20 protein-coding genes are annotated in these 25,107 nt (G+C 49.0%); all 20 read left to right on the forward strand.

Annotation, left to right across the window (positions count from 1 at the left end):
* The first annotated feature begins 6 nt into the window (after positions 1-6).
* The 20 genes from ACRRNK_RS07475 (at position 7) to ftsZ (ending at position 24,897) form a co-directional block, all read left to right on the forward strand.
* Positions 7-1,002 carry an ABC transporter ATP-binding protein gene (locus ACRRNK_RS07475; RefSeq protein ID WP_433946130.1) on the forward strand — a complete coding sequence of 332 codons (996 nt, stop codon included), beginning with the start codon at positions 7-9 and terminating at the stop codon, positions 1,000-1,002.
* Complete coding sequence (locus ACRRNK_RS07480) at positions 999-1,937, forward strand: ABC transporter ATP-binding protein (RefSeq protein ID WP_433946131.1); 939 nt, start codon at positions 999-1,001, stop codon at positions 1,935-1,937. Before ACRRNK_RS07475 ends, ACRRNK_RS07480 begins: the two co-directional genes overlap by 4 nt.
* A gap of 152 nt (positions 1,938-2,089) precedes the next feature.
* Positions 2,090-3,721, forward strand: coding sequence for a bacillithiol biosynthesis cysteine-adding enzyme BshC (gene bshC / locus ACRRNK_RS07485; protein ID WP_433946132.1), 1,632 nt, complete (start codon positions 2,090-2,092; stop codon positions 3,719-3,721).
* 34 nt (positions 3,722-3,755) lie between these two features.
* Entirely contained in the window at positions 3,756-5,018 is a 1,263-nt protein-coding gene (locus ACRRNK_RS07490) for an adenosylhomocysteinase (RefSeq protein WP_433946133.1), read from the forward strand.
* Positions 5,019-5,219: 201 nt separating this feature from the next.
* Positions 5,220-5,657: a division/cell wall cluster transcriptional repressor MraZ gene (gene mraZ, locus ACRRNK_RS07495; protein ID WP_127198079.1), complete on the forward strand. Its 438-nt coding sequence runs from the start codon at positions 5,220-5,222 to the stop codon at positions 5,655-5,657.
* A gap of 32 nt (positions 5,658-5,689) precedes the next feature.
* The gene (gene rsmH, locus ACRRNK_RS07500; RefSeq protein ID WP_433946134.1) at positions 5,690-6,664 is read left to right on the forward strand and encodes a 16S rRNA (cytosine(1402)-N(4))-methyltransferase RsmH; all 975 of its coding nucleotides are present in this window, start codon (positions 5,690-5,692) and stop codon (positions 6,662-6,664) included.
* Between the two features lies 1 nt (position 6,665).
* Positions 6,666-7,088, forward strand: a complete 423-nt coding sequence (locus ACRRNK_RS07505) for a hypothetical protein (protein ID WP_433946135.1) — start codon at positions 6,666-6,668, stop codon at positions 7,086-7,088.
* Positions 7,089-7,111: 23 nt separating this feature from the next.
* A complete protein-coding gene (locus ACRRNK_RS07510; protein WP_433946136.1) occupies positions 7,112-9,316 on the forward strand; it encodes a penicillin-binding transpeptidase domain-containing protein in 2,205 nt (734 codons plus the stop codon).
* Between the two features lie 96 nt (positions 9,317-9,412).
* A complete protein-coding gene (locus ACRRNK_RS07515) occupies positions 9,413-11,359 on the forward strand; it encodes a stage V sporulation protein D (protein ID WP_433946137.1) in 1,947 nt (648 codons plus the stop codon).
* 98 nt (positions 11,360-11,457) lie between these two features.
* Positions 11,458-12,948 carry a UDP-N-acetylmuramoyl-L-alanyl-D-glutamate--2,6-diaminopimelate ligase gene (locus tag ACRRNK_RS07520; RefSeq protein ID WP_433946138.1) on the forward strand — a complete coding sequence of 497 codons (1,491 nt, stop codon included), beginning with the start codon at positions 11,458-11,460 and terminating at the stop codon, positions 12,946-12,948.
* Entirely contained in the window at positions 12,948-14,351 is a 1,404-nt protein-coding gene (locus tag ACRRNK_RS07525; RefSeq protein ID WP_433946828.1) for a UDP-N-acetylmuramoyl-tripeptide--D-alanyl-D-alanine ligase, read from the forward strand. The genes ACRRNK_RS07520 and ACRRNK_RS07525 overlap by 1 nt, the downstream gene beginning before the upstream one ends.
* Positions 14,352-14,378: 27 nt before the next feature.
* The gene (gene mraY, locus ACRRNK_RS07530; protein ID WP_433946139.1) at positions 14,379-15,344 is read left to right on the forward strand and encodes a phospho-N-acetylmuramoyl-pentapeptide-transferase; all 966 of its coding nucleotides are present in this window, start codon (positions 14,379-14,381) and stop codon (positions 15,342-15,344) included.
* A gap of 5 nt (positions 15,345-15,349) precedes the next feature.
* Positions 15,350-16,771, forward strand: coding sequence for a UDP-N-acetylmuramoyl-L-alanine--D-glutamate ligase (murD, locus tag ACRRNK_RS07535; protein WP_433946140.1), 1,422 nt, complete (start codon positions 15,350-15,352; stop codon positions 16,769-16,771).
* A 52-nt stretch (positions 16,772-16,823) separates the two neighbouring features.
* Positions 16,824-17,921: a stage V sporulation protein E gene (spoVE, locus tag ACRRNK_RS07540; RefSeq protein ID WP_433946141.1), complete on the forward strand. Its 1,098-nt coding sequence runs from the start codon at positions 16,824-16,826 to the stop codon at positions 17,919-17,921.
* Between the two features lie 5 nt (positions 17,922-17,926).
* A complete protein-coding gene (gene murG / locus ACRRNK_RS07545) occupies positions 17,927-19,039 on the forward strand; it encodes an undecaprenyldiphospho-muramoylpentapeptide beta-N-acetylglucosaminyltransferase (protein ID WP_433946142.1) in 1,113 nt (370 codons plus the stop codon).
* A gap of 169 nt (positions 19,040-19,208) precedes the next feature.
* The gene (murB, locus tag ACRRNK_RS07550; protein WP_433946143.1) at positions 19,209-20,114 is read left to right on the forward strand and encodes a UDP-N-acetylmuramate dehydrogenase; all 906 of its coding nucleotides are present in this window, start codon (positions 19,209-19,211) and stop codon (positions 20,112-20,114) included.
* A 16-nt stretch (positions 20,115-20,130) separates the two neighbouring features.
* Entirely contained in the window at positions 20,131-21,411 is a 1,281-nt protein-coding gene (murA, locus tag ACRRNK_RS07555; protein ID WP_433946144.1) for a UDP-N-acetylglucosamine 1-carboxyvinyltransferase, read from the forward strand.
* A gap of 60 nt (positions 21,412-21,471) precedes the next feature.
* The gene (locus tag ACRRNK_RS07560; protein ID WP_433946145.1) at positions 21,472-22,239 is read left to right on the forward strand and encodes a cell division protein FtsQ/DivIB; all 768 of its coding nucleotides are present in this window, start codon (positions 21,472-21,474) and stop codon (positions 22,237-22,239) included.
* A gap of 242 nt (positions 22,240-22,481) precedes the next feature.
* Positions 22,482-23,732: a cell division protein FtsA gene (gene ftsA / locus ACRRNK_RS07565; protein ID WP_433946146.1), complete on the forward strand. Its 1,251-nt coding sequence runs from the start codon at positions 22,482-22,484 to the stop codon at positions 23,730-23,732.
* 55 nt (positions 23,733-23,787) lie between these two features.
* Entirely contained in the window at positions 23,788-24,897 is a 1,110-nt protein-coding gene (ftsZ, locus tag ACRRNK_RS07570) for a cell division protein FtsZ (RefSeq protein WP_433946147.1), read from the forward strand.
* Positions 24,898-25,107 lie beyond the last annotated feature (210 nt).

The following is a 25,107-nucleotide window of genomic DNA, read 5'->3' on the forward strand; positions in this document are numbered from 1 at the left end:
ACTAGTATGGAACCCATTTTAGAAGTAAATGATCTACACGTATCCTTCTCTGTTCGCGGTGGCGAAGTCAAAGCCGTCAGAGGTGTGAATTTCACAGTAGGCAAAGGGGAGACGGTAGCGATTGTTGGTGAGTCAGGGAGCGGGAAAAGTGTTACCGCTCAGACCATTATGCGTCTGATTCCATCTCCTCCGTCCAAGATTAAGCAGGGCAAGGTTATTTTCAATGGGCAGGATTTGCTTAGCAAGACGAACAAGCAGATGGAGGCCATTCGTGGCAAGGATATCGGGATGATCTTCCAGGACCCAATGACCTCACTGAATCCGACGATTAAAGTTGGTAAACAAATTACCGAAGGGTTGATCAAGCATCAGAATCTCTCCTTCTCTGAGGCCAAGACACGCGGAATTGAGATGCTTAAGCTGGTAGGTATCAAGAATGCGGAAGCCCGGTTTGATCAGTATCCGCATGAATTCTCAGGCGGTATGCGTCAGCGGGTTATGATTGCGATTGCTCTGGCCTGCCGCCCAGCGCTCTTGATTGCGGATGAGCCAACTACGGCACTGGACGTTACCATACAGGCTCAAATCGTAAATGTAATGAAAGATATGCAGGAGCGGTTCGGCACTTCCATTATTATGATTACACATGACCTTGGCGTTGTGGCTGGGATGGCGGACCGGGTTATTGTCATGTATGCGGGTGAAGTCGTTGAGACGGGAACCAGCATGGAGATTTTCAAGAATCCTCAGCATCCTTATACAAGAGGCCTGCTTCGTTCGCTTCCAAGAATTGATCAGCGCAAAGATGAGCCGCTTATCCCGATTCTGGGTACGCCGCCGGATTTGATCAAGCCGCCGGTAGGCTGTCCATTTGCGGCCCGTTGTGATCATGCCATGAAAGTGTGCGAGCGTATTGATCCTGCGCAGACCCATTTAAGTGACACGCATATGTCCCGCTGCTGGCTGCAGCATCCGATGGCACAGGAGGTGCAATCTTCATGAGTCAGCCGTTAATAGAGGTAGAAGGTCTGAAGAAGTATTTCAATCTTGGCAAAGGGAACGTCCTGAAGGCCGTGAACGACATCAGCTTCTCCATTAATGAAGGAGAGACGCTTGGCGTGGTAGGGGAATCGGGTTGTGGTAAGTCTACTGCTGGCCGCACAATTCTCCGATTGTATGAGCCTACCGCAGGGAGTGTCCGGTTTGGTGGAACCGATATTTACAAGCTGTCCCCCGGTAAAATGAAAGCGATGCGCCGCGATATGCAGATGATCTTCCAGGACCCTTACGCCTCCCTCAATCCCCGTTTCACGGTAACGGATATCATTGGTGAGGCTCTGGATATTCATAATATGGCGGGCAGCCGGAAGGAACGCAAAAAGCGTGTCGAGGAGCTGCTGGATATGGTCGGACTGAATCCGGACCATGCGACTCGGTACCCGCACGAATTCTCGGGCGGACAGCGTCAGCGGATCGGCATAGCCCGCGCGCTTGCTGTTAATCCCAAATTTATAATTTGTGATGAACCTATTTCAGCGCTGGATGTGTCCATTCAGGCACAGGTTGTCAATCTGCTGCAGGATCTCCAGAAGAAGCTGGGTCTGACTTATTTGTTCATCGCCCATGACTTGTCTATGGTGAAGCATATCAGTAACCGGGTAGCTGTTATGTATCTGGGCAAAGTGGTAGAGCTTGCTGAAAGTGAGGAGCTGTATGCGAATCCGATGCATCCGTATACGAAGACGCTGCTGTCAGCGATTCCGGTGCCCGATCCGGAAGTAGAGGCGAACAAGCCCCGTATTTTGCTGAATGATAACAGCTCAGGCCCGATTCACTCTGCAAAAGACGGAGCAGCGTCCGGCGATATATTCAATCTGGATAACTCTACTCTTGTGGAAGTGACCAAGGGACACTGGGTTGCTATACCTAATTCATAACCGAAAACCGCCGATAGGATCATTTCACTAAGTTACAAGACAGTGGTATGATCATAGTCGGCGGTTTTTCTGTTTTCTTTTTGACGGAGAAGCTTTGGACCAAGTACAATCAAATAGGGTTAGTTGGGCTACAGACAGGAGGATTACACCTTATGAATATCATATCTGAGCCGCTTCCATCGCAGCAGCCGCTGGCTGAAGCGCTGGTCTCGGACTATGCTGCTGTGCAGCAGTTATATACAAGTGACGCAAGACTGGATTCAAGCTGGGTGAATCGAGCGGAATGGCTGAGCCGGACCGAAGGTACCCGGGTGGATCGGAAGGCAGTTGTAGAGCGGCTTCGTCGTTACAATGCCTTGCATAATCCATCTCCAGAGGTATTGGCTGCCCTCGATCTGCTGGAACAGCCGGATACTTACGTAGTGACAGGAGGCCAGCAATCGGGGTTGTTTACAGGGCCGGTGCTTGTCATCTATAAAGCAATCACGATCATTCAAGCAGCAGCTCACGCATCCAAGAAGCTGAACAGACCCGTGGTTCCTGTGTTCTGGATTGCGGGAGAAGACCATGACTGGGAAGAAGCCAACCATGCCTATGTGCTGACCCGTGAGCTTGAGGTTACCCGGATTCGTGTCCATAAAAATGATGACAGACGGACTCAAGTAGGCCAGACTGAGGTTAGTCAGGATACCTGGAATGGTGTTATTCAGAAGCTCTCCGAGGTGCTGCAGGATAGCGAGCACAAAGCGGATCTGCTTGAGAGCCTAAGAACGACTGCCGCGGCTTCGAACACGCTGACCGAGTTTTTTGCCAAGCTGCTTGGAATGTGGTTTGGACAATACGGTCTTATACTTCTGGATTCCTCGGACAAGGAACTTCGGGAAGTGGAACGGCCTGTCTTCGAACAAATCATCCTGAATAATGATCAATTGGGGCAAGCTTACCGGGAGTCAGCGGATCAACTGGAAAGCCTTGGGTTTAGCGCGCAGGCGGAAGTCGCGGAAGATGGAGCTAATCTGTTTTACATACATGAAGGGGAACGGCTGCTTCTATTCAAGCGGGAAGGCAGATTTGAAGACCGCAAAGGCTTGGTATCCTTTAGCCGCGATGAGCTCCTCGGGGAGGCGCGCCTTCACCCTGATCGGTTCAGCAATAACGTGCTGACCCGCCCCTTGATGCAGGATTCACTTCTGCCCGTTCTGGGAACCGTGCTTGGTGCCGGGGAGATAGCATACTGGGGGCTAACGGGAAGAGCCTTTGCGGCAATGGGCCTACAGATGCCAATCCTGCTGCCGAGAATGTCATTCACCATGACGGATGCAGCCGTACAGAAGTATATGGCGAAATATGATCTAACTTTTGAAGATGTCAAAGAAAGATTGACCGAGAAGAGAGAAGCCTGGCTTGCAAGTCAGGTGGATATGGATGTAGAACGCCGTTTCGATGAGATCATCCAATCCTTCGAAGCCTTGTACGAACCGCTGATTGAAGAGGTTGGCACGGTTACGAGAGGACTTCTAAAGTTAGGCGCTGCCAACAAGGATAAGATCAAGGGGCAGATCGAATTTTTGCGCAAGCGGACGCAGGGAGCTTTGGAGGAAGCCCATGAGGCGGCCTTGAAGCAGTGGGAGTGTATAGGAAGTACTTTGTTCCCTCTGGATAAACCACAGGAGCGGGTCTTGAATGTGTTCTATTACTTGAATAAGTATGGACACGGGTGGATTCATGATTTACTGCAAGTTCCATACGAAATTACAGGCGGACACCGAATCGTAGAGCTATAGCTCATCAAAAGAAATAGATGGAGGTATTAGTCAAATGAGTACACAAGCAATACAGAACAGTATAATTACGGATCTTTCGCTAGCCCCTGAAGGACACTTGAAGATCGATTGGGTTGAAGCGCATATGCCCGTTCTTAACCGGGTTCGCAAGCAATTTGAGGCCGAACAGCCGTTTAAAGGCTTGAAGGTTTCGATATGTCTGCATCTGGAGGCGAAGACGGCATATTTGGCCAAAGTCGTTCAGGCGGGAGGCGCGGAAGTTACAATAACGGGAAGCAATCCGTTATCAACTCAGGATGATGTCTGTGCAGCTTTGGTGGAAGATGGCATTACCGTATTTGCTAAATATAACCCGGATCCGGCGGAGTTCAAGCAGCTGATTGTTAAAGCTCTGGAGACCAAGCCGGATCTGATTATCGATGACGGCAGTGACTTCGCATCCATCCTGCATGGAGAGCGTCCAGACCTGCTTGAGACCATCCGCGGCGGGGCAGAGGAGACCACAACCGGGATCATTCGTCTGAAGGCACTGGAGAAAGAGGGAACACTGAAGTTCCCGATGGTTGCCGTGAATGATGCTTATTGCAAATACCTGTTCGATAACCGCTATGGTACAGGCCAATCCGCATGGGATGGCCTGATTCGTACGACCAACCTTGTTGTTGCGGGCAAGACGGTTGTTGTGGTGGGATATGGTTGGTGTGGTAAAGGTGTGGCGATGCGGGCTAAAGGTCTTGGAGCAAAGGTAGTCGTAACTGAGGTAGATGCTATCCGTGCTGTTGAAGCGCATATGGATGGGTTCGACGTTCTGCCTATGATTGAGGCAGCTAAAGTCGGAGATTTCTTCATCACCGTTACCGGCAACAATTCGGTTATCCGTGGTGAACATTACGATGTTATTAAGGATGGCGCAATTTTGTCCAATGCAGGCCATTTTGATGTGGAGGTCAACAAGCCTGAGCTTGCCGAACGCGCAGTATCTATTCGCACAGTTCGGAAGAATATTGAGGAGTACAAGTTCGAGGATGGGCGTAAAGTGTATCTGATTGCAGAAGGTAGATTGGTTAATCTTGGTGCCGCGGACGGACATCCGGCAGAGATTATGGATACCACTTTTGCTCTACAAGCTCTATCACTGAAATATGTAAATGATCATTATAAGGAAATTGGCAGTGCTGTAGTCAATGTTCCCTATGAGCTTGATGAACAGGTTGCCAGATACAAGCTGGACAGCCTCGGGATTCAGATTGACACATTGAGTGAAGAACAGAAGGCTTATCTGGATAGCTGGAAATAAATGAGTATAATAGTACGAAACTCCCTTCCTGTGTGAGCAGGAAGGGAGTTTCTGCGTTTAACAGCGTATGTACCGCAATTTACCATTAAATTTTTATGCTTGTTTAGAAGGAGTTTACAATAGGGCGGAGAATAAGTATTATTTATAAGTGGTGGAAAGTGGTGTAAAGTGGTGGAAAGAGGTAAGGAGTGAGCGCATCCAATGTTTATGGGGGAATATCAGCATAGCATTGATGATAAAGGCCGGATCATCATCCCGGCTAAATTTCGCGAACTTCTGGGAACTTCTTTCGTCGTTACCCGCGGACTTGACCAATGTCTGTTCGTATATCCCCAGGATGAATGGGGTGTTATGGAGCAGAAGCTTAAAGCACTGCCGCTTATGAAGTCTGATGCACGTGCTTTTACCCGCTTTTTTTTCTCCGGAGCTACTGAATGTGAATGGGACAAGCAGGGAAGGGTAAATTTACCGGCTACTCTCCGGCAGTATGCAAAGCTTGAGAAGGATTGCGTAGTGATTGGTGTATCCAATCGGGTAGAAATTTGGAGCCGCGATACTTGGGAGCAGTACTTCCAGCAATCGGAAGATACGTTCAATGAAATTGCGGAGAAGCTGGTTGATTTCAATTTCGAACTATAAATTTATTATTCTAGAGTCTGGGGGGCGGCAGCTTGTTTCATCACATCACGGTACTCAAGGAAGAGGCGACAGAAGGGCTGCGCATCAAGCCGGACGGCATTTATGTGGACTGCACCTTAGGTGGCGGAGGCCATACTTCGGTTATCTTATCGAAGCTAGGGCCGGAAGGCAGACTGATCGCCTTCGATCAGGACGATTGGGCACACGCTAACGCCAAAGAGAAGCTATCCGAATATGGAGACCAGCTCACCTTGGTGAAGAGCAACTTTCGCTATCTGGAAGAGAAGCTAAGAGAGATCGATTGGGTTCCTCAGCAAGGAGGAATTCCGCAGGTAGACGGCATTCTGTATGATCTGGGTGTATCCTCTCCTCAATTTGATGAGGGTGAACGTGGTTTCAGCTACAATGCGGATGCGCCGCTTGATATGCGGATGGATCGTTCATCGGATCTTACAGCACGAGAAATTATCAATGAATGGCCGGAGAAGGAGATTGCCCGGATTTTGTTTCAATACGGGGAAGAGAAATTCTCACGGCGTATCGCCAAGGTCATTGCTGACAGCAGACTTGAAACGCCTGTTGAGACAACAGGCCAGCTTGTTGAATTGATTAAGATGGGAATTCCGGCTGCTGCTCGCAGAACCGGAGGGCATCCCGCGAAGAGGAGCTTCCAGGCTCTCCGAATTGCCGTAAATGATGAGCTGGGTGCCTTCGAGGACGGTCTTCATCAAGCCGTTCGCTGCACGGCGGCCGGCGGCCGGATTTCGGTGATTACGTTTCACTCACTGGAAGACCGGATTTGTAAGCAAATTTTTGCCGGATATCTAGAGAAATGTACCTGTCCTACGGACTTCCCAATGTGTGTATGCGGAGGGAAGGGAACGCTCAAATTGATTAACCGGAAACCGCTGGTTCCTTCAGAAGAGGAGCTGGCTCATAATCCCCGGGCGCGCTCAGCCAAGCTGCGCGTAGCGGAGAAATTGCAATCTATAGCGGAGGAAATTTGATATGGCCTACACACGGGGTAACCTGGCAGTCAAAGAGAAAACGTCCGGACGGGGACAAGCTGTACCGAAGTACAAAGAAACGACCAAGGTCGTTACGAGACGCGCGCCGCTGCCAGTAGGTGAGAAGCTGCTGTATATTTTTACTGTAGTCTTCTGTGTGGCAGTGGCCAGTCTGCTCATTTGGCAGAATGCCAAAGTCTATAACTTGAATTATCAGGTTCATCAAACAGATTATGATATCTCAAAAGTAAAACAAAAAATGTCGGCACTGGAAGTGAAGAAGCAGCAATTGGAGCAAGGGGTTCGGGATTACGCCATTAACGTGCTCGGGTATGAGCAGCCTGGTGACAGAGAAAGTGGCACCAATGGAAGTGCCTCTACAGACGGGAAGGATATATCCGGGACGAAGACAGCCCGGAATTAACCAATAAAGTTGAGGTTTGAGCGATGGACAAGAGAATAAAACTTCGGACACTACTTATAGGGGGACTTGTTACCCTCTTTTTTCTTGTAATTATAGGTAAAGTCTTTTGGCTTCAAATTGTCCAAGGTTCCTTCTGGGAGGCATACGGTAAGGACAAGAATTGGTCCCGTAGTCAGATGATTCCGGCTACACGCGGCGAGATCACTGACCGGAACGGGGACGCATTGGCTATTAACGCGCCAGCTTATACCGTGGCCATCAATCCAAAGGTGATTCTCAAATACGGGCTGGAGGACGAGGTTGCCCAGGGGCTGAGCAAGCTGTTGAAGAAACCCGAAAGTGAAATCAAGAGCCTGATTCACAGCAAGAACAAAGACGGAGAATATTTCGCTCAGAAAGAGGTTCGAAATGAAGGCTGGAAGATTGACCAGGAGCTGAAGGATAAGGTTGCTGCCCTGTCGGAGCAGATTAAGAAGAATCACAAACCTAAAGCACTTGCAGAGTCCGGAATCAGCTTCATTGAAGAGCAGAAGCGTTATTATCCCAAGAATACTCTTGCTGCTCATATTCTGGGTTACACAGACCGTGAAGGGATTGCAATAACGGGCCTGGAGAAGAAATACGATAATATTCTGCACGGCGTTGATGGATCTATCAAATATGAGAGTGACCGGAAGGGCGTCAAGCTGACTAAAGCTGAGGAAGTCTACAAAGCTCCCAATGATGGAAGTAATATCAAGCTGACGATCGACGATACAATACAGTATTATATCGAAGACGCGATGAAAGAGGCTTATGCCAAGCTGAAGCCAATCAGTATGACTGTCATTGCGGCTGATCCGAACACGATGGAGATCCTGGGTATGGCTAATATGCCTACTTTCGATCCCAATCAGTACTGGAAGGAAGAATACAAGAACAACTTCAGGAATCATGCGCTTGCTTCTACCTATGAGCCTGGATCGACCTTTAAGATTGTCACTTTGGCAGGTGCCGTTCAGGAGGGCTTGTTCAATCCGAACGCTACCTACATGTCAGGGCATATCAAGATCCCTGGCTATAAGACTCCTTTGTATGACGTGAAGCACGATGGATGGGGACCATTAACTTATCTTCAAGGGGTTAAGCACTCGAGTAACGTAGCCTTTGTTAAGCTAGGTTATGAAATGCTGGGCAAGGAGAGACTGTTAAATTACATTAAGAGCTTCGGATTTGGTCAAAAGACAGGGATTGAGCTGTCGGGCGAAGCGAAAGGGATCGTTAACCCGCAGCGGGACATTGAGTATGCCACCACGACCTATGGACACGGGATTACCGTGACCCCGATTCAGCAGGTTGCAGCCGTAGCCGCTGTTGCCAATGGAGGTAAGCTGCTCGAGCCGCATATTATTAAGGAAATTGATCCACCTTCAGGAGCTCCGGTGATTACCCAGCCGAAAGTCGTTCGGCAGGTGATCTCTCCAGATAAAGCTAAAGAAGTGGGGAGCTACCTGGAGCAGGTGGTCTCTGACCAGAAGATTGGAACAGGGCGACATGCTTATATTCCAGGGTACCGGGTAGCCGGGAAGACGGGTACTGCGGTTAAGCCGAAGACCAATGGTGAAGCTGGATATGACTATACGAAGCAGGTGGTCTCTTTTATCGGATATGCACCAGTTAACGATCCCAAGATCTTGGTTCTTGTTGTCATTGACGAACCTCAGGATTCAGACCTGGGGGGCGGAACGGCTGCGGCACCAGTATTCAAGAAAATTGTAAGTCAGACCTTGGAGTATATGGGTGTGCCGAAATCAAACGTAGCGGCAGGTGAGCCAAGCGAGACGATGACCGCTGCCCCTGACCTTAAGGGGATGCAGCTAAGAGATGCCAAGAGCAGCCTGACGAAGAAAGGGATTTCCTTCGAAACTTTAGGTAAGGGCAGTAAGGTAATCAGTCAATATCCGAGCGCGGGAACCATGATGTCCTCCGCACAGCGGGTATTCCTTCTTACCGAAGACAGCAAGGCGATGGAGGTTCCGGATCTGACGGGTGTTTCTCTGCGTGATGCGATGGAGATTCTGACACTCATGCAGGTGTCCGTTTCGGTAGATGGAGAGGGATATGTGGCGAGTCAGAAGGTGACGAAGACAGGCGGGAAGCGAAGCGTCCTGCTTACTCTTCAGCCGCCGGCAGCTACTATAAGGAATACGGATACAAGCACGGGCAATACCCCGGATAAGAAGCCCTAAGCAGGATTCTGTATAGCTTGTTCTAACCCCTGTTTGTCCTGAATATTCATGATATCAAAGCCATCATGGACAAGAGGATGAACAGGAGGGACACGCATGAAGATTTCCGGGATTACGAGAAGACGCAGACTTTTCTCGCTTCTCTTGATACTTTGCTTGCTGTTTGGCGCGTTAGTGATCAGACTGGCTTACGTTCAGCTGAGTAAGGGTGGTGAGCTATCAGCCGAGGCTGAAGACTTGTGGCGTCGCAACATTCCATTCTCCGCCAAGCGCGGTGAAATATTAGACCGTAATGGCGTATCACTGGCCTACAATATTACGACGCCAACAATAATGGCAATTCCTGCTCAGATCAAAGATCCGGAGACGACCGCGCATAAGGTGGCTCCCATACTTGGGATGAGTGAGGAAGCAGTTCTGAAGGCAATCAAGACCAGACAGCTGATTGTTAAACTACGACCCGGCGGGCGAAAAATTACGATGGAGAAGGCTCAGAAAATTCGTGATTTGGGTCTGCCGGGTATTGTCATTGCCGAAGACAACAAAAGGTATTATCCTTATGAAGGACTTGCGGCACATATACTGGGCTTCACGGGGATTGATAATCAGGGCCTGACAGGTGTAGAGAAGAAATATGATGACAAGCTTAGCGGCATGAACGGAAGTATTTCATTTCTGTCCGATGCTGGCGGACGGATTATGCCCGGGTCCTCTGAGAAATATGTAGAGCCGAAGGATGGCCTTAACCTTGAGCTAACCATTGACAAGAACATTCAGAGCATTATGGAGAGAGAGCTCGATCAGGCGATGGCCAAGTTTAAGGCTAATGGGGCCTGGTCGATTGCGATGAATCCCAAGAATGGTGAGATTCTTGCCATGGCCAGCCGGCCGGGTTATGAACCAGGACAGTACCAAGAATACCCTTCACAGGTGTATAACCGTAATCTGCCGATCTGGATGACCTATGAACCAGGTTCGACGTTCAAGATCATTACACTCGCAGCCGCTCTTGAGGAGAAGAAGGTGGATCTAGTCAATGATCGTTTCTTTGATCCTGGTTATGTGAAGGTGGGCGGAGCGAGTCTCCGATGCTGGAAGAGAGGCGGTCACGGCAGTCAGACCTTTCTACAGGTGGTGGAGAACTCCTGTAACCCAGGCTTTGTTGCCTTGGGCCAGCGTCTGGGCAAGGAATCATTATTCAGCTATATCCAGAATTTCGGCTTCGGAAGCAAGACGGGAATTGACCTTGGCGGGGAAGAGAACGGAATCCTGTTCAAGCTGCCGAAGGTAGGTCCTGTCGAGCTTGCCACTACAGCTTTTGGTCAAGGGGTCTCGGTAACCCCGATTCAACAGGTCGCAGCCGTATCTGCAGCCATTAACGGAGGCAAGCTGTTCAAGCCCCACGTGGGCAAGGCTTGGGTTAATCCGGATACCGGACAGGTCGTGGAGAAGATGGAGCCTGAGTTTGTCAGACAGGTGATCTCGGAGAATACCTCGAAGCAGGTCCGTAGTGCTCTGGAGAGCGTGGTTGCCCTCGGCACAGGACGTCCAGCTTTTATTGATGGTTACCGGGTTGGAGGTAAGACGGGAACTGCGCAGAAAGTCATTAATGGACGATATTCCTCAAGTGAGCACATTGTTTCTTTTATTGGATTTGCTCCGGCAGACGATCCTCAGATAGTTGTCTACACAGCTGTAGATAACCCGCAGGGGATTCAATTCGGTGGCGTTGTGGCAGCGCCTATTGTTAAGAATATTCTGGAGGATTCCCTTCACTATTTGAAGATCCCTCCACGTAAGGATCAGTTGCCCAAAAACTATAAATTTGGCGAGCAGCCTATTGTGGAAGTGCCTGATCTAGTGGGTGCCTCAGTGCAAGACTTATATGAAGACTTGAATATGAACTTCAACTTAGCTCGTTCAGGCTCCGGTAGCTATGTAATTAACCAAGCGCCGAAGCCTGGAGAACGTGTGGAAAGAGGGTCTACAATCCGCATTTACATGGGGAATGAGGCGGAAGTAGAACATAATCATCAAGAGTAAGATGCCTGAGTAGACGTTAATTTGACGATACTATTATGGATGGAGCTTAGTCATCCATATATTTGAATGAATCAGTGACATAGATGGAGGTATGACCCATGTTTCTTAAACAACTAGCAGCCTATCTTGCAACTTCGAGCATCCATGGGGATGATGAGGTCGCCATTACAGGTATTCAAATCGACTCACGCAAGGTGACCCCAGGCGACTTGTTCATTTGTCTGCCAGGACATACCGTAGACGGTCACGACTTTGCAAGTCAGGCTGCTGAGAAGGGTGCGGCTGCACTGGTTGTAGAGCACATTCTTGAAGATGTTAAGCTGCCCCAACTCAAAGTGAAGGACAGCCGTCTGGCGATGGCGGTTCTGGGCAATGCCTTTTACAATGAGCCAAGTTCCCGTCTTCGCGTTATTGGCGTCACCGGCACGAACGGGAAGACGACAACCACTTATCTGATTGAGCAGATTCTTAAGGATCAGGGTAATAAGCCAGGATTAATAGGTACGATTCAGCGTAGATATGATGGGCAGAGCTATCCGATGTCAGGCACGACCCCCGAGTCACTGGACCTGCAGAGTTACTTGAACGAGATGGCAGAGGCTGACTGCAATTATTGTGTAATGGAAGTGTCCTCACATGCTCTTGAGCAAGGTCGTGTTAAAGGTACTCGGTTCCGTACCGCTATATTCACGAATTTAACCCAGGATCATTTGGATTATCATAACACCATGGAAGAATACCGGGCTGCCAAGGGGCTTTTCTTCTCGCGTCTAGGTAATCAATATTTCGAAGACCCGCAGGAACGTAGCTATGCGGTTCTGAATGTGGACGATGAAGCATCAGCCTATTATGCAGCGCAGACAGCTGTGGAAGTCATTACATATGGTGTGGAGAAAGAGGCTGATGTTCGCGCTTCGAACATTTCAATTACGGCCCGCGGAACGTCTTTCCATGTGGATACTTTCAAGGGAAGTGCTGATATCAACCTTCGAATGGTCGGCAAGTTCAATGTCTACAATGCTTTAGCAGCGATCAGTGCCGCCCTGCTGGAAGACATTCCGCTGGAGAAGATCAAAGCTAGCCTGGAGTCTCTGCAAGGTGTAGAAGGCCGTGTCGAGGCGGTGGATGAAGGGCAGGAATTTGCGGTCATTGTGGATTATGCCCATACGCCTGACGGACTGGAGAATGTGCTTCGTACCGTGAAAGAATTCGCGGAAGGTCGCGTAATTTGTGTATTTGGCTGCGGTGGAGACCGGGATAAGACCAAGCGCCCGATTATGGGCCAAATTGCTGCCAAGTATTCGGAGTATGTCTTTGTCACCTCGGATAATCCGAGAACCGAGAATCCCGAGGCTATTCTATCTGATATCGAGCAAGGGCTGACCGGGCAAGGTGTAACACCAGATCGTTACGAGCTTGTTGTCGATCGCAAGGAAGCTATTGAAAAGGCTATTGAAATGGCAAGCTCTAAAGATGTAGTATTGATTGCGGGGAAAGGCCATGAGACCTATCAGCTTATTGGGTCCCAGGTACTTGACTTTGATGATCGTATTGTTGCTAAAGAAGCCATAAGGGGTCCTCGAAAGTGATAAATAGAAACCTAGATCAAATTGGACAAATGTGTGGAGGGAATCTTGTAAATGCCAAGCATGCGGGAATTACCGCGGCGGGTGTAATTACAGATTCTCGCAAAATAACTCCTGACTGCCTGTTCGTCCCTTTGGTGGGAGAACAGTTTGATGGACATTCCTTTGCTGCTGAAGCTATCAGCCAAGGGGCTGCGGGTGTTCTGTGGCAGAAGGATCACGGCACTCCGCCAGAAGGTCCTGTCATTCTCGTTGAGAATACACTGGAAGCTATGCAGCTTCTCTCCAAAGCTTACCTAAAAGAGACAAAAGCGCGTGTGATTGGGATCACGGGCAGCAACGGAAAGACAACAACCAAGGATATCGTTGCCTCTCTGTTAGGTACAACTTTCAAAGTTCACAAGACGAATGGGAATTTTAACAATCATATCGGGCTTCCGCTTACGATTCTATCAATGCCTGAAGATAGTGAAATAGCGATTCTGGAAATGGGCATGAGCGCCCGTTATGAAATTGAATTACTTTCAAAGCTTGCAGAGCCTGAGACGGTGCTGATAACGAATATTGGGGAATCCCATCTCCTTCAGCTGGGCTCAAGGGAAGAAATTGCTCGTGCCAAGGTGGAAATTCTTGCCGGGCTGAAGTCGGGCGGTCTGTTTGTCTACAATGGAGATGAGCCTTTGATTCCTATGGTTCTGCAAGAACCAGGGACCAAGAAGCCGGAGAATTTGAAGATTTCAACATATGGAATGAATTCCACAAATGATGATTACCCGACAGGCATCCTGTTTCAAAGTGGAGGAACTGTGTTTACCTCTTACTCAGGCCATTCGGATACTACCTATCGTCTTCCTCTGCTGGGTGAGCACAATGTGATTAATGCATTAGGCGCGATCACGGTTGCAAGACATTATGGGGTGACTGAAGAGAATATGGTCAAGGGTCTGGAGCATCTGGAGCTTACAAGCATGCGGATTGAAATGATCGAAGGGGTCAGCGGCATCGCGATCCTGAACGATGCATATAATGCCAGTCCTACCTCAGTCAGGGCAGCGATCGGTGTGCTAGAGAAGTTGAAGGGTTACAAGAGAAAGGTTGCTGTGCTTGGTGACATGCTCGAGCTGGGTGAGCTGGAGGAACATTACCATGAAGAAATCGGTCAGTTTATAACTCCGGGTAAAGTGGATCTTCTCTATACTTATGGACCGCTTGGTACCAAAATTGCACAGAGTGCTTCAGCAAATCTTCCCGATACGCATATCCATGCATATACTGACAAGACCGAGCTTATTCGTGCCCTTATACAAGAATTGACCCCTAAGGATGTTGTACTAATCAAAGCTTCCCGGGGAATGAGACTGGAAGAAGTGGCACATGCCATTAAAATAGATAACCTTCAATCTTAAAAAATGATAGCGAAAGGAGGGAGATCCGTGGATTTCTCACTTGTACTTCTAACCATAGGCGTTTCCTTCATCCTCGCCGTCATTGCGGCTCCCTTATGTATTCCTCTTTTGCGCAGGCTCAAATTTGGACAGCAAATCAGGAGTGAGGGGCCTCAGTCCCATTTGAAAAAAGCAGGTACGCCGACTATGGGCGGCATTATTATCATGATTGCATTTACACTCGCCTTTATGAAATTTTCTGTGATCAATACGGATTTTTACGTCATGCTGGTAGCTACACTGGGATTTGGACTGGTAGGATTCCTGGATGACTATATCAAAATCGTATTTAAGCGTTCATTAGGGCTAACAGCTAAACAGAAGCTGGTTGGACAGCTGGTGTTCGCGGCGATCGTATGTATTTTGCTAATCTCGAATGGCCACAGCACAGCAATCGGGATTCCCGGTACGAATTATTCTTTTGACTGGGGCGGTATCTTCTACTATCCATTTATCGTGCTGATGATGCTGGCAATTACGAATGCTGTTAACTTTACAGATGGTCTAGATGGACTGCTGTCTGGTGTCAGTGCTATCGCGCTTGGAGCTTACGCCGTTGTCGCGATGCAGGCGACTTCCCTGCCGGCTGCGGTATGTGCCGGGGCAATGATTGGTGCAGTACTGGGCTTCCTCGTGTTCAATGCTCATCCGGCAAGGGTGTTCATGGGTGACTCGGGATCGCTTGGTATTGGCGGAGCCATCTCGGCCATTGCCATCGTCACGAAGAGTGAATTGTTATTTCTGATCATTGGCGGAATTTTCGTTATCGAAATCTTATCCGTGGTGCTGCAGGTCGCTTCATTCAAGACCCGGGGCAAGCGTATATTCAAAATGAGTCCGATTCACCATCACTTTGAATTGTCTGGCTGGTCCGAGTGGCGTGTAGTCATTACGTTTTGGGCGGTTGGACTTGTACTCGCAGGTATTGGACTTTATCTCAACAAGGGGTTGTAATTACAATGAATCATCCGGAAATGTATAAAGGCCGTGAAGTTGTTGTCCTGGGCCTTGCCAAAAGTGGAGTTCAAGTAGCTAAGACCATGTATGAAGCAGGCGCGAATGTAATTGTTAATGATAAGAAGGATAGAGAACAGTGTCCCGAGGCATCCGAACTGGAGGCTTTGGGAATTTCTGTTCTATGCGGGAGCCACCCGGAAGGACTTATCCATCCGGGTGTCTCTCTGCTGATTAAGAATCCGGGGATCCCTTATTCGGTGCCGCCTGTACAGAAGGCGCTTGAGCTAGGGATTGAGGTCGTTACCGAGGTTGAAGTGGCTTATCATATCTGCCAGGCACCTATAATTGGAATTACGGGCTCCAACGGCAAGACTACGACTACTACATGGGTAGGCAAGTTGTTAGAAGCAGCCGGCCTGCATCCGATTGTTGCCGGTAATATTGGTACTCCTCTGTGTGAGGCGGCAGCCGCTGCCAGCCCAGAAGACTGGATGGTCGTAGAGCTTAGCAGCTTCCAATTGAAAGGAACGCAGGACTTCCGTCCGGCTGTTGGCTGCTTGCTAAATGTAGCAGAGACTCATCTGGACTATCACGGAGATATGGAAGACTATGTGAACTCCAAAGCGAAACTTTTCGCCAATCAGCTTGAGAGCGATACTGCTGTGCTTAACTTTGATGATCCGGTCTGCCGGAAGCTGGTTCCTTACGTCAAATCAAAGCTTCTGCCTTTCTCGGTTACAGAGACTTTGGTAGAAGGTGTGTATCTTGATCCGCCGTATGCTGCTGATATCCCGGACCATGTGTCAAGAACGGTGATATACCGGGATACAGAAGGGAATTCACATGAAATTGTGCGGGTGGATGAAATCGGTCTGCCGGGGCGTTTCAATGTGGAGAACGCGCTTGCTGTTATTGCAATCTCCATTGCCGCAGGCGCAAGCCCGAACATGCTTGCTGAACCGCTGAAGACATTCCGCGGGGTTGAACACCGCCTGGAGTATGTTGAGGTGAAGAACGAGGTCACCTATTATAACAATTCGAAGGCAACCAATTCCAAAGCGACTATAATGGCATTGGGTGCGCTGGATGCGCCTATTATTTTGATTGCAGGCGGGCTTGACCGGGGCTCCGATTACATGGAGCTGATTCCTTCCTTCAAAGACAAGGTCAAAGCGGTGGTTGCGCTTGGAGAGACCAAGGAGAAAATCGGCCGGGTAGCCGAGCTTGCCGGATTAACGCAGATCGTGCTCGTCGATACTGAGGAAGACGCTGCCTCTGTACTCCGTACTGCGATTCAAGAAGCTGCGCGTCTCGCTCAGCCGGGGGATGTTGTTCTATTATCCCCGGCTTGTGCTAGCTGGGACATGTTTGCTTCCTATGAAGAGCGTGGACGCATTTTTAAAGAGGCCGTGCATAACCTTTAGTAGAGGGGTGGATAAGCCCCTACTACTATTATAGTTAGAGGTGGCTTCCGCTATGAGCAAGACGCGCCATGCGCCTGATATTTGGTTGTTAATTTGCATTCTGGCACTGTTGGCGATCGGCATGGTCATGGTTTACAGTGCGGGCTCGGTGCTTGCTTTTCATGATTATGGAGATTCCTTTTATTTTGTGAAAAGACAGCTGCTGTTCGCGGTGCTGGGACTGATTGCAATGTTCTTTGCCATGAATCTTGATTATCGTAATTTACGCAAATATTCGAGAACCATTCTTATTTTTTGCTTTATCCTTCTAGTAATTGTGCTTATACCAGGTGTGGGTGTTGTGCGCGGGGGCGCAAGAAGCTGGCTGGGCATCAGCTCGTTCGGTATTCAGCCTTCCGAGTTCATGAAGCTCGGTATGATTCTGTTTCTATCTGATTGGCTGAGCCGGGAGACGATGGATATCACAAGGTTTACAAAGGGGCTGCTTCCGCCGCTTGGGCTGATTGGACTTGCATTTGGACTTATTATGCTGCAGCCTGACCTTGGGACAGGAACTGTAATGCTGGGGGCCTCGCTGCTGATTGTTTTTGCTGCAGGCGCCAGACTTAAGCATTTGTTCACGCTTGCCCTGGCTGGGGTTGCCGGATTTGTGGGTCTGATCCTCGCCGCGCCCTATCGGCTAAAGCGAGTTACAGCCTTTCTTGATCCATGGTCGGACCCATTAGGGGCCGGTTATCAGATCATTCAGTCTTTGTATGCGATTGGTCCAGGCGGGCTAGCCGGGCTGGGTCTGGGTATGAGCCGCCAGAAGTATAGTTATGTGCCTGAACCGCAGACGGATTTCATATTTTCAATATTGGCAGAGGAGCTTGGGTTTATCGGGGGTCTGCTCGTGCTGCTTCTCTTTACAATTCTGGTATGGAGAGGCATGAGAGTTGCGATGACGGTTCCCGATACATTCGGCAGTCTGCTTGCTGTAGGAATTATTGGTATGGTCGCCGTTCAGGTTGTGATCAATATTGGCGTTGTCATCGGTCTAATGCCGGTTACCGGCATTACGCTGCCGCTCATCAGCTATGGCGGATCCTCGCTCACGCTGATGCTAACGGCACTAGGAATTTTGCTTAACTTATCCCGTCATTCGAGGTGAACATCATGCGAGTTGTATTAAGCGGAGGAGGAACTGGGGGACACATTTATCCAGCTCTCGCCGTCGTGAAACAATGTGCTTCTGAATATCCAGAAACGGAATTTCTATATATAGGGGGACAAAAAGGATTGGAGAGTTCCCTTGTTCCCAAGGCAGGTATACCTTTTGAAGCTATTAATATTACAGGGTTCCGTAGAAAGCTATCACCGGAGAATATAAAAACCGTTGTCCGATTTCTTCGTGGCGTCAGTACTTCCAAGAAATTGCTTAAAAAGTTTAAACCCGATGTAGTTATCGGTACGGGCGGATATGTGTGCGGACCTGTCGTATATGCCGCTTCTAAGCTCGGGATTCCCAGCATTATTCATGAGCAGAATGCCATTCCCGGCCTTACCAACCGCTTCCTGAGCAAGTATGCGGATACCGTTGCTCTTAGCTTTGAAGGTATGGAGAATGCTTTTCCGAGTGCGAAGAATATTATTTATACTGGAAATCCGCGGGCAACTACAGTCTATGAGGCGGATAAGACCAAGGGTTATTCTACATTAGGCCTTATTCCGGGAACTCCTATTGTGCTGGTGGTCGGCGGCAGCCGGGGAGCCAAGGCGATTAATGACGCCATGATTGAGATGGCACCCATGCTGAGTGAGCTTGAACATGTCCGCTTTATCTATGTAACCGGTGAGAGTTATTATGAGCCCACGCTGCAAGCGATCAAGGCTAAGGCAGGCAATCTGCCGAGAGGTCTTCAGGTGCTTCCTTATGTGCATAACATGCCGGAGGTGCTGGCCTGTACTTCACTAATTGTGAACCGCGCTGGAGCTTCCTTCCTTGCGGAGATCACCTCGCTGGGCATCCCATCAATTCTGATCCCATCTCCCAATGTGACCAATAATCATCAGGAGAAGAATGCCAGAACATTGGAGAGCGCCGGAGCGGCTGAAGTTATACTTGAACAAGGCTTGACGGGTTCAGCGCTGTTCACGTCCATCAAGCGGATTATGGAGGATGTCTCCAGACAGGTCTCCATGTCCACAGCTTCCCGCAGGCTGGGTAAGCCGGATTCTGCACATCTGCTGGTAGAAGAGATGCACAGGCTTACCCAGCAGCGGAGATAAATCCAGGCTCTGGGCGGGTGTCACACTCTATGGAGAGCTGACATAAGATACTCTATAATCGCGTGACAATCTACCCAAGGTGCTGGTGTGATGCTCCACATATCCATCCTTACTAAGCGTTGATCTATCAATTGGCTGTGAGGGTAACGAACCAGGGAGGGGAATTAAGATGCAGCAGTGGATTTCTAAATTATCCGAGGCAAAGGTCGGCAGTATCCTGCCGAACGAGCCAATGGCCAAATATACAACATGGAAAATCGGAGGTCCCGCTGATGCGGTGATCGTGCCTGAAACAGTGCAGCAGCTTCAGCAGCTTATCCGTATCCTGCATGAAGAGAAAGTTCCTTGGATGCTTGTTGGCAAAGGATCCAATATGCTCGTGTCCGATCTTGGAATCCGCGGCGCGGTGATCAAACTGGGCAAAGGGCTCGAGGGCTCAGAGTTCCGGGGGACTGAAGTGGAAGCTGATGGGGGCGCAAGCGTTGTCAGTCTAAGCATCATGGCGGGCAAAAGAGGCCTTACAGGTATGGAGTTCGCTTCAGGTATTCCCGGCACGGTCGGTGGTGCGGTGTACATGAACGCCGGCGCGCACGGGTCTGATGTGTCACGCATATTCAAATCCGCTGAGATTGTACTGGAAACAGGGGAATTGGTTAGCTATAACGCGGAGCAGATGGAGTTCGCTTATCGTCATTCGATACTGCATGAGCAAAATGGAATCGTGGCTAGAGCAGTCTTCCAACTTATGGAAGGTGATCGTGCAGAGATTTCATCCTCCATGGCAGCCTATAAAGACCGGAGAAGACAGACTCAGCCGCTGCAACAGCCATGCGCCGGAAGCGTGTTCCGTAACCCGCCGGGAGATCACGCCGCGAGGCTGATTGAAGCAGCAGGCCTGAAAGGGTACCGGTCAGGCGGTGCCGAGGTATCCGAAATGCACGCCAATTTCATTGTAAATACCGGGCAAGCGACAGCAGAGGACGTACTCACCCTAATGAGCCATATTCAAACCGTTATTGCCTCCAAATTTGAGGTGAATTTGGTTCCGGAAGTGTTCTGCGTGGGTGAGCGGTAAACTCGGAGGTGATACATTGGACAAATTGGTGATTGAAGGCGGGAAACCCCTATCAGGAACCATTCGTATCCATGGAGCGAAAAATGCCGCATTGCCAATCCTGGCGGCGAGCCTGCTGTCCGGAGGGAAGGTTCAGCTGCGCAATGTACCGCGGTTGCTTGATATTGATGTTATGCTGCGCATTTTGAACCGCCTAGGCTGCAGTACGATTCACAGAGGGGACACCGTGGTTGTCGATTCAAGTGGGGCGGATTCTTGTCAAGTACCGGAAGATTTAATGAAGCTGATGAGGTCCTCGATATTCCTTATGGGACCTTTGCTGGCCAAGTTTGGTGAGGTATGTGTATATCAACCAGGCGGATGTGCGATCGGAGAACGTAAAATTGATCTTCATTTGAATGGACTAAAGGCACTGGGTGCCCAAATCGAGGAGAATGACGAACAGATCTGGTGCCGGGCCAAAAAGCTGGTTGGTGCGGATATTCATTTGGATTTCCCAAGTGTAGGGGCAACAGAGAACATTATGATGGCTGCTGTTCAGGCTGAAGGAACCACAATTATTACCAATGCGGCGCGTGAGCCCGAAATTCAGGATCTTCAAAATTTCTTGAATGAGATGGGCGCCAGCATTATGGGAGCAGGAACAGATACCATCAAAATCCGCGGGGTGAAGCAGCTAAATCCGTGCGAGTATGAGATAATTCCTGACCGCATAGTGGCAGGGACTGCGTTAATTGCCGCTGCCGCTACCCGGGGCACCGTTACATTGACACATTGCAATCCAGCTCATTTAATCTCACTGATTCATGTCCTGAGGCGCGCTGGTGTTCAAATAGGGGCTTGCAATGATATAATCAATGTTAGTAGTCTTGGAAGACCTAAGGCGGTAGAGAGCATTGTGACCTCGCCTTATCCTGCCTTTCCTACCGATCTCCAGTCACAAGTGATGGTACTGCTATCCTTGGCGGATGGCGTTAGTATGATGAGAGAGACTGTGTTCGAAGGCAGGTTCAAACATGTGGATGAACTTGTGCGTATGGGCGCCGATATCTCCGTGAACTCTGTTTCTGCCTGCATTAGGGGGGTTCCGAGATTATATGGGGCGACCGTAGAAGCAACTGATTTAAGAGCGGGCGCGGCGCTGGTAATTGCAGGACTGTCCGCACATGGCCAGACCATTGTTGAGCAGGTTCATCACATTGACCGGGGATATGATCGCATAGAGAATATGTTTCAGCGACTGGGAGCCCAAATGCACAGACAGACTCCAGTGCTCAAACAGCTTGATTTTGCCTGATTAATGCCAAGGTTGTCCCCTCCATCCGGAGGGGCTATCAGGCTTTATGGAGAAGTGAATATGCCAAAAGCAAATGTACCAGTCCTTAAGAAGGACAAGCCAAAAATGAAGACAAGCCGTAAAGTCATCGCCATATTAATACTGCTGTTTGTTGTCTTGATGGGTGTACTGTTCTTTCGGTCACAGATTAGCAAAATTTCAGAAATACGTTTCTCCGGGAATAAATATACAACGAATGCTGAGCTACTGAAACAGATTGGAGTCGGGGTCGGATCGCCTTTCTTCGGCATTAGTGAAAGTACGATTCGTGAGCGTCTTACCGCCATTTCATCGATCGAGAAGGTGACTGTGGACAAGCAGTTCCCTGGGCTTATCAGCGTGAATATCGAGGAGTACCGCGCCGTGGCTTATTCTCTGAGCAAAGACGGCAGTCTGAAGGCTTATCTGGCCAACGGGACCGAGGTTCCTGCCAAGAATGGCGGGATCGCCGCGGGGAAGCCTCTGCTTTCAAATTGGAAGAAGGCTGATCCGAATTTGGCCAAGCTTTGCAGTGTGCTGGGTCAGATTTCAGACAATTTGACTGCGGATATTTCGGAGATCATCCCTTCGCCAACCGTATCGTATCCAGATCGGATTAAGTTGTACACAAGCTCGCATTTTGAGGTGATTACGGCGATTTCACTGCTGCCTGAGAAGATCGAAGATCTTAATTCGGTTATCGATACACAGCAGCCGGGGACATTAACCATGCTCGAGGCGAACTCTTATTCGTCCTTTGGGCCTGCTGAAGACAATACCGAGCCTCAAAAAGAGACTACTAATCAGTGACGAACAATGATAAAATATAATTTATGAGCTTGTTAGCATTCTCCCTCTTTTTTCTTATTATTTTTGTCGTAGCTTTGTTTTAGGATTCTGTGTCAAATCGTTGCTGGGACAGGGTTCTAACTAAATCTGGTAATTAAAAAATTTGTAGAAAAAAGAGGGAAAGTATAAATTGCGTTGAATTAGTAGAGAGTTGTACTTAGGTCTAGTAAATAATTTTTATGATAACAGGAGGTGCCAGGGGCTTGAGCAACAATGACATCATTGTTAGTTTGGACATCGGTACATCCAAAGTTCGTGCTATTATTGGGGAAATCTCGAATGGAACCTTTAATATTATTGGGGTTGGATCTGCCGATTCGGAAGGAATCCGTAAAGGCGCGATTGTAGATATTGACCAGACAGTACAGTCTATCAAGAGTGCGGTCGACCATGCTGAACGCATGGTGGGAATTCAAATATCGGAAGTGTATGTCGGTATTTCGGGGAATCATATCGGACTCCAATCCAGTCACGGCGTAGTGGCTGTGTCGAACGAGGACCGTGAAATAGGGGAAGAGGACATTGAGCGCGTCATGAAGGCCGCAGAAGTGATTGCACTTCCTCCTGAACGGGAGATTATCGATGTAGTAGCCAAGCAGTATGTGGTGGATGGATTGGAAGGAATTCAAGATCCTCGTGGAATGATTGGAGTAAGACTTGAAGTCGAAGCTACCATTATTACAGGTGCAAAGACAGCAATACATAATCTTCTTCGCTGCGTAGAGAAGGCGGGTCTGAAAGTTACTGATCTTGTTCTTTTGTCGCTGGGTGCGGGTCAGTTGGCTTTATCCAAAGATGAGAAGACTATGGGTTCTGTGCTGGTAGATATTGGGGCCGGGGCTACAACGATTGCCGTATTTGAGAATGGGACAATCTCCGCGACCTCCACCCTTCCAATTGGTGGAGAATTTATTACAAATGATATAGCCTATGGGCTTCGAACTTTGACGGATCAAGCTGAGAAGGTGAAGCTTAAATACGGATGCGCACTTATTGAAGACGCTGCTCATGATGTTACTTTCAAAGTAACCCGTATCGGAAGTAATGTAGACAAGGAATTTACCCAGGAGGATCTGGCTGCAATCTCGGAGCCGCGGGTACAGGAGATTTTCCACCTGATCCGTCAGGAAGTTAAACGGCTCGGTTACACAGAGCTTCCGGGAGGTTATATACTAACGGGGGGAACGGTATCCATGCCTGGGCTGCTGCAGGTGGCTCAGAATGAACTGGCCGCTTCTGTGCGGATTGCTGTTCCAGACTACATTGGAGTCAGAGACCCTGGTTTCACAAGCGGAGTTGGAATCCTGTATAATGTGATTCGTAACATTCGTATCCGCAGCACTGGGAATAAGAAGACAGTCAAGAATCCAAAGTCGGCTCCAGCTGCCCAGGAGACAGCTCCTAAGGCGGGAATCTGGGGAAGTATCAAGAATATCTTTAAAGAATTTATATAACTGGACCAAATGATGGACGGGCCATCCACGCACACTGAGGGGGAGATGGAAGAGTATGTTGGAATTTGATTTTGAAATGGAGAGCATGGCTAAAATAAAGGTCATCGGGGTTGGCGGCGGCGGAAGCAATGCCGTGAACCGTATGATCGAGAATGGAGTGCAGGGTGTGGAGTTCATTACGGTGAACACCGATGCGCAGGCACTGCATCTAGCTAAGTCCGAACACAGATTGCAAATTGGGGATAAGCTGACTCGTGGTCTTGGAGCGGGCGCTAATCCGGAAGTTGGTAAGAAAGCAGCTGAAGAATCCCGTGATTTGATTGCGAACACGCTTAAGGGCGCTGATATGGTATTCGTGACTGCAGGTATGGGCGGGGGAACAGGTACAGGCGCCGCTCCTGTGATTGCTGAGATTGCAAGAGAATGCGGAGCATTGACAGTGGGCGTAGTTACAAGACCGTTCACCTTTGAAGGACGCAAGCGTTCTTCACATGCCGAGCTTGGAATTGAAGGACTCAAAGAGAAGGTTGACACGCTGATCGTGATCCCGAATGACCGCCTGCTTGAAATGGTGGACAAGAAGACTCCGATGCTGGAAGCTTTCCGTGAAGCTGACAATGTGCTTCGCCAAGCGGTTCAGGGTATTTCCGATCTGATTGCAGTGCCAGGTCTGATCAACCTTGACTTTGCGGATGTGAAGACCATTATGACCGAGCGCGGCTCCGCGCTTATGGGAATTGGTCTCGCAACAGGTGAGAATCGTGCGGCAGAAGCAGCTCGTAAGGCTATCATGAGCCCTCTCCTGGAAACTACAATTGAAGGTGCTAGAGGCGTCATTATGAACATTACCGGCGGCTCCAATCTGTCTCTTTATGAAGTCAATGAAGCGGCGGAAATTGTCATTTCTGCTTCCGATCCTGAAGTTAATATGATCTTCGGTGCGATAATTGACGAGAATATGAAGGAAGAGATTAAAGTCACCGTAATTGCTACTGGTTTTGAACACAAGCCTGCTCCTGCACAGCAGCCGCTGCGCAAGCCTTCGGTAAGTACTTCAGAGCCGCAGGAGAATCGCACGAATAATTTAAGACCATTTGGAAATCAGCCAAGCGGAGATCAACTTGATATTCCAACATTCCTGCGTAATCGCCGTAACAACGATTAGTTCAGGATAGATTTCCCCCATACATGAAGCTCGTTTATCGCCTTGTGCGATGAACGGGCTTTTTTGATTTTAACCTTGCTAGGGCAGATAGAAGGAACCACAGATAATCTCTGGAAGGTCGACAAAAAAAGTTGAACTCCGCATTCAATATTAGACAGACTTCATACTTTGATCTACTTATACTGAGAACATCGATCTGCTTTAAGAGAA

Origin of the sequence: Paenibacillus sp. SN-8-1 (assembly GCF_050995535.1) — a bacterium.
In the GTDB taxonomy this organism is placed as follows: Bacteria; Bacillota; Bacilli; order Paenibacillales; family Paenibacillaceae; genus Fontibacillus.

Excerpts from the sequence above, each read along its gene's own strand:
- murD (WP_433946140.1), top strand. The coding sequence starts at position 15,350 with ATGAATCATCCGGAAATGTATAAAGGCCGTGAAGTTGTTGTCCTGGGC.
- spoVE (WP_433946141.1), top strand. The coding sequence starts at position 16,824 with ATGAGCAAGACGCGCCATGCGCCTGATATTTGGTTGTTAATTTGCATT.
- ACRRNK_RS07560 (WP_433946145.1), top strand. The coding sequence starts at position 21,472 with ATGCCAAAAGCAAATGTACCAGTCCTTAAGAAGGACAAGCCAAAAATG.
- bshC (WP_433946132.1), top strand. The coding sequence starts at position 2,090 with ATGAATATCATATCTGAGCCGCTTCCATCGCAGCAGCCGCTGGCTGAA.
- murG (WP_433946142.1), top strand. The coding sequence starts at position 17,927 with ATGCGAGTTGTATTAAGCGGAGGAGGAACTGGGGGACACATTTATCCA.
- mraZ (WP_127198079.1), top strand. The coding sequence starts at position 5,220 with ATGTTTATGGGGGAATATCAGCATAGCATTGATGATAAAGGCCGGATC.
- ACRRNK_RS07475 (WP_433946130.1), top strand. The coding sequence starts at position 7 with ATGGAACCCATTTTAGAAGTAAATGATCTACACGTATCCTTCTCTGTT.
- ACRRNK_RS07505 (WP_433946135.1), top strand. The coding sequence starts at position 6,666 with ATGGCCTACACACGGGGTAACCTGGCAGTCAAAGAGAAAACGTCCGGA.
- ACRRNK_RS07490 (WP_433946133.1), top strand. The coding sequence starts at position 3,756 with ATGAGTACACAAGCAATACAGAACAGTATAATTACGGATCTTTCGCTA.
- ftsZ (WP_433946147.1), top strand. The coding sequence starts at position 23,788 with ATGTTGGAATTTGATTTTGAAATGGAGAGCATGGCTAAAATAAAGGTC.
- ACRRNK_RS07520 (WP_433946138.1), top strand. The coding sequence starts at position 11,458 with ATGTTTCTTAAACAACTAGCAGCCTATCTTGCAACTTCGAGCATCCAT.
- ACRRNK_RS07515 (WP_433946137.1), top strand. The coding sequence starts at position 9,413 with ATGAAGATTTCCGGGATTACGAGAAGACGCAGACTTTTCTCGCTTCTC.
- ACRRNK_RS07510 (WP_433946136.1), top strand. The coding sequence starts at position 7,112 with ATGGACAAGAGAATAAAACTTCGGACACTACTTATAGGGGGACTTGTT.
- ACRRNK_RS07480 (WP_433946131.1), top strand. The coding sequence starts at position 999 with ATGAGTCAGCCGTTAATAGAGGTAGAAGGTCTGAAGAAGTATTTCAAT.
- murB (WP_433946143.1), top strand. The coding sequence starts at position 19,209 with ATGCAGCAGTGGATTTCTAAATTATCCGAGGCAAAGGTCGGCAGTATC.